Raw genomic sequence first — 4,823 nt, 5'->3', positions numbered from 1 at the left:
CCTCGACCCCGAGGTGGGCCGCCGCCGCCGCGTCCTCGGCGCGGCGCAGGCGCATGTAGTCCACCGACGCGTCGAGCCCCTTGTCGAGCTGGCAGGCGAGCGCGAACCCGGCGGGTTCCGCGACGCTCTGGGTGAACACCGTCGCCATCACCACGCGCCAGCCGGACGCGGCCAGCGTCGCCAGCGTCCCGCCGCAGGAGAATGCGGCGTCGTCGAGGTGGGGCGAGAGGGCAAGCGCTGTGGGCATCGGTCTAAAGCAGGTGCGGCTCGGCCCGGAACCGGCAGCTTGGATCATGCGGGAGCGTGTTCGAGAAGCCCGTCGCCGGCGTATCGCGGACGATGTCGCCGTAGACCGCCATGATCTGCCGGCCGACTGCCGTCCACGAATAGACCCGGCGGCATTCCTCCAGGCCGGCCCCGGCGAGACGGCGGCGCAAGGCGGCGTCGGTGACGATCCGCGTCAGCGACTCGGCGAGCGCCGGCACGTCGCCCGGCATCGTCAGCAGGCCGTTCTCCCCGTCACGCAGGCAGTCCGAGACGCCGACCGCGTGGCAGGAGACGACGGCGAGGCCCGCTGCCATCGCCTCGAGGATCGTGTTGGAGAAGCCTTCCGCATAGGTCGGCGATACGAACACGTCGGCCTGTGCGTAGAGGGCCGGCACGGCGTCGTAGTCGGCGTAGCCGGTGAAGCGGATCTCGTGTTCCCCGAATTCGAGTTCGGCCGACAGGGCCTGAGATGAATCCACGTCGGGGCCGATGCCGGAGATCGTGGCGGCGAACGGTGTACCCTGCTCGCGCAGGATCGCCAGGGCCCGGATGAAGTCGAGCACGCCTTTCCGGCGGTCGACGCGGCCGTGATAAAACAGGCGGATCGGACCGTCATGCGGCGCAGGCAAGCCGTCGCCGCCTCGAGTGAAACGAGCGGTGTCGACCGCGCCGGGCACGATGGTGAAGCGCGCCGGATCGGACCCCAGCCGCTCGCAAACCTCGTCCACGAACGAGGCGCCGCCGATCAGCAGGGCGTTGGCGTGGGCCAGCACCTCGCACATCGCGACGCGGTGGGTCTCGCAGCACGACCCGACCCAGTGCCCGTCGCCGCCCTGGATCGAGACCACGTTCGGAACGCCGAGCGCCTTGGAGGCCAGGAGCACGGCCCAGCCGGTCGGGTAGCCGTACTGCGCGTGCAGCACGTCGAAGGGTTTGGCTGCGTGCTCGGCGCGGATCGTCGCGACCATCGTGTCGATGTCGCGCTCGAAGTCTCCGTCCGTCTGCTCGCCGACCTGTTCGAGGCCGATCACCCGCACGCCCGGGACCGGTGGCGGCGGGCCGCCGCCGTAGACGCGGGTGCCGAAGGCGTCGCCGCGATACTGCGAGATCATCGTCACGTCGTGCTCGGCCTGGACCAGCTCCCGCAACAGGTTCTGCGCGTAGACGCTCATGCCGGAAATCGCCGGGAAGTAGCGCCGGCTGACGAAGCAGATCCTCATTGCCGCCGGGTCTCCTGGTCGTCCGGGAGGGCCGGCCCGTCGCGCCGGCAGCTGCGGAGGTAGTCGAGGGAGGCCGGGATCATCGCGTCGGCGCGGTGGCTCTCGCGCGACAGCTCCACGCAGATCAACCGGTCGAAGCAGATCGCCTCCAGGGCGTCGAGGATGCCGGGCACGTCCATGTCGCCCTCGCCGAAGGGCAGGTGGATGTGCTCGCCCCGCTTCATGTCTTCGATCGCCACCGTGCCGACGCGGCCGGCGAACTCGTGGACGGCCGCCGCCGGGTCCCGCTCGCCGGTGACGAGGCAGTGGCCGGTGTCTAGCGCGAGCCGCAGGCCCTCGACCTTGAGCGCAGCGAAGTCGTCCAGCGTCTCGATCAGCATGCCCGGCTCGGGCTCAAGGCAGGGCACGACGCCCTTCACGGCGGCGTAGGCGACCACTTCGGTCAAGCCGTCGACGAGCCAGCCCCGCGCTTCGGCTGGGTCGATTCCGGGTTTCGGCACGCCGGCCCAGAACGAGACCGCCTCGGAGTTCAGCATCGCGCCGATGTCGATCGCGCGCTTGAGGAAGCCGACGCGGCGCGCGCGCGCCGTGGCGTCGGCGGTAACCAGCGTCGGCTCGTGCTTGGCGCGCGGGTCGAGGAGGAAGCGGGCGCCGGTCTCGATCACCGAGCCGAGCTCCAGCTTTTCCAGACGGCTCGCCACCCGGCCGGCTTCCGTCGCCCACCCCTCGGCGAACGGGTCGAGGTGGTGGATGTCGAGCGTCAGCGCGACGCCATCGTAGCCGGCGCCCTTGATCAGGTCGATCGCATCGTCGAGGCGGTGGTTGGCCGCGCCGTTGGTGTTGTAGGCGAAGCGCAAGCTCATGCGGCCCTCCCCTGCTGCTCCAGGCGGAACGGGGCGTGATGCGATTCCGGTTCGCGGTAGAGTGGATAGTGGCTGCCGACGATCGATTCCGCCAAGGCGGTGTCGAACAGCGGCTGGCCGCCGAACCGGTCCAGCGCCTCCGGCGTCAGGCGAACCGGCAGCAGGGTCTCGCTCGGCGTGCCGAACTTGATCAACGGGTGGTCGCGCTCGATCAGCTTGCGCACGTTGCGCTCGCCGATGCGGTAGTAGCTCATGGTCTCGACTTCGAGCCCCGGCACGATCGCCTTGACCACGCCGACGGCGCCGCCCGCGGGCGAGCAGTCCACGTAGAGGATGTCGAACCCAGCCTGCTCCAGGCGTTCGCAGGCGATCTCTCCGCGGGCGTGGCCGTCGGCGGCCGGGGTCGTCGGCAGGTCGGTGAACGCCTTCGTCGCGCGCTCGGAATAGACCGTGTCCTTCAGGACGTCGCGCAGGCCCTCGGGCGGCAGCACGATCCATTCCAGCATCGCCTTCAGGGCGCGGCTCTCCTCCAGGTCGAGGCTCGGCAGCGCCTTCTCGATGAAGGCGCCGACGTAGCCCGGCGGCGTCACACGCTCGGCGAAGGCCAGCGGTCCGTGGCCGAAGGCCTTGCGCACGCGGGCGGCCTGGAACTCCAGCAGCGCCTTGCGCAGCGCCCGCTCGCGGTCCGGGTCGCAGGCCTCGCCGCAGGCCGACAGCGCGATCGGTACGGGCGTGTCGGCGGGGTTCTTGTCGTAGCCGACGACGTAGAGGTTGGTCAGCCCGAACTGGTCGGTGGCGAACTTCGGCAGCGCCCGGATGCCGAGGGCATCGAGGCGGTCGAGCATCGCCTGCGTCTCAGGGCCCAGGCCCTGCGAGACGTCGAGCATCACGCCCTGGTCGAGCGCCCGGAACAGCAGGCCATTGCCGTCGCGCTGAAGTAGTTCCAATACGCCGTGGCCGAGGGCGAACGGCACGTCCGGGCCGGCGCCGAGCCCGTTGGTGATCAGGTTGGTGAAGGGCTTGTAGCCCTCCGACAGCTCGAAATAGTCGGTGGCCGCGACGTCGAGCGGCATCAGCACGATCTCGCCGGTCTTGGCCCGCGTGGCGGCGGTCCATTCCATCACCGTGCCGCGCCCGACCGGCGAGCCGGCCGGAAGGCAAAGGGTCAGCGGGTCGGCGACCGAACCGGCGCCGTAGACCCGCACGAGGTCGTCGTAGCTCGCGCGCTCCTTCTTGCGCGGCATCACCGCGAGCGACGGCATCAGGTTCTCGGCGATCTCGGCCACCGCGCCGATCAACGCTTCGTCGTCGGTGGCGCCGTAGCCGATGCCGGAGGGCATCGCACCGACGAAGAACGGGTCGTCGAGGAACAGCGAGACGAACCACACCGGGATGCCGGTGCGGTCGAGGGGCGCCAGAGGAAAGCCGACGATCCGCCCCGGCGGCAGGATGTCGAGATAGGCCCGCACCGGCTCCGGCAGGTTCTGGGGCAGGCCCTCGATCTTGCGTGGGCCGCCGAAGCCGTAGGGACGCGGCGCCTTGATGCGCGGATCGCGAGCCCGGGTGTCCTGGTCGTTCTCGGTCACGTGTTCGATCCGTCTGCTTGTGACGCGGCGCCATAGGCCCGCGCGATCAGCCGCATGGTGTGGAGGTCGCGCGCCGCCGAGTAGGCGTCCCGCTCGGCGGGCCGCCTGAGCGCCGAGCCGAAGGCCCGCACCTGCTCGGTGAAGGGCGACGCCTCGGCGTCGAAGGCGACGGGCTCCGAGCGGCCGGTGGCCCCGTCGGTGAAGGTCACGGTGCCGCCGGCGGTCTGCCCCATCGTGTCGATCGCGGTGAGCAGGCCCTTGGTGCCGACCACTTCCAGGCGGCGGCGCGGCAGCGCGTCGGGACAGTTGTAGGCGACGTTGAGGCTCGCCAGCACGCCGTCCGCCGTCCGGCCGATCAGCAGCGCGCCGTCGTCGACCGCGTAATCCTGCGCGCGGATCTGCGTGAGGGCCGTGATGTCCACCAGAGACTCGCCGACGAGGTAGTCGAGGAGGTCGATCCCGTGCGGCGCCAGGTCCATCAACGCGCCGCCGCCGGCCTGGGCAGGGTCGATGCGCCAGTTGTCCTGGCCGGGACAGGCGGCCCAGTCGCGCCCGAGCCAGCAGGCGTAGACGATGCGGATCGCCGTCACCGTGCCGAGCTGGCCTCGCGCGATCCGGTCGCGCATGGCGCGATGGCCGGGATGATGGCGCTGGTCGAACGCGGTGCCGTAGAACGCGCGCCCACGCCCGACCGCCTCGGCCATCGCCTCGGCGTCGCGCAAGGTCGCCGCCATCGGCTTCTCGCACAGGATCGCCTTGCCGGATGCCGACAACGCCTCGACCGCCTGGCGGTGGAGGTGGTTCGGCGTCGCCACGTACACTGCTTCGACCTCCGGGTCGGCGATGAGGCGGTCCAAGCTGTCGTAGGCGCGCGCGCCCTCCGCTTC

At 70.9% G+C, this 4,823-nt stretch carries 5 protein-coding genes; all 5 read right to left on the bottom strand.

Annotated features, from left to right (window positions below):
- On the bottom strand, positions 1-247 hold a 247-nt coding region (locus FV222_RS17630), incomplete at its 3' end, for a PIG-L family deacetylase (RefSeq protein WP_147815289.1).
- Between the two features lie 4 nt (positions 248-251).
- On the bottom strand, positions 252-1,487 hold the full coding sequence (locus FV222_RS17625; RefSeq protein WP_147762256.1) for a glycosyltransferase family 4 protein: 1,236 nt from the start codon (positions 1,485-1,487) through the stop codon (positions 252-254).
- On the bottom strand, positions 1,484-2,350 hold the full coding sequence (locus FV222_RS17620; protein WP_147753968.1) for a sugar phosphate isomerase/epimerase family protein: 867 nt from the start codon (positions 2,348-2,350) through the stop codon (positions 1,484-1,486). The genes FV222_RS17625 and FV222_RS17620 overlap by 4 nt, the downstream gene beginning before the upstream one ends.
- Positions 2,347-3,936, bottom strand: a complete 1,590-nt coding sequence (locus FV222_RS17615; protein WP_147762257.1) for a YcaO-like family protein — start codon at positions 3,934-3,936, stop codon at positions 2,347-2,349. Before FV222_RS17615 ends, FV222_RS17620 begins: the two co-directional genes overlap by 4 nt.
- The coding region (locus tag FV222_RS17610; protein ID WP_147815288.1) for a Gfo/Idh/MocA family oxidoreductase at positions 3,933-4,823 on the bottom strand (891 nt) is incomplete at its 5' end. The genes FV222_RS17610 and FV222_RS17615, both read right to left, overlap by 4 nt.

Origin of the sequence: Methylobacterium sp. WL103 (assembly GCF_008039885.1) — a bacterium.
Lineage (GTDB): Bacteria > Pseudomonadota > Alphaproteobacteria > Rhizobiales > Beijerinckiaceae > Methylobacterium > Methylobacterium cerastii.
This window is presented reverse-complemented; position numbering and strand designations above follow the sequence as displayed.

What these genes read in the sequence shown, in the direction of transcription:
- FV222_RS17625 (WP_147762256.1), bottom strand. Translation starts at nt 1,487, where the DNA reads ATGAGGATCTGCTTCGTCAGCCGGCGCTACTTCCCGGCGATTTCCGGC.
- FV222_RS17620 (WP_147753968.1), bottom strand. Translation starts at nt 2,350, where the DNA reads ATGAGCTTGCGCTTCGCCTACAACACCAACGGCGCGGCCAACCACCGC.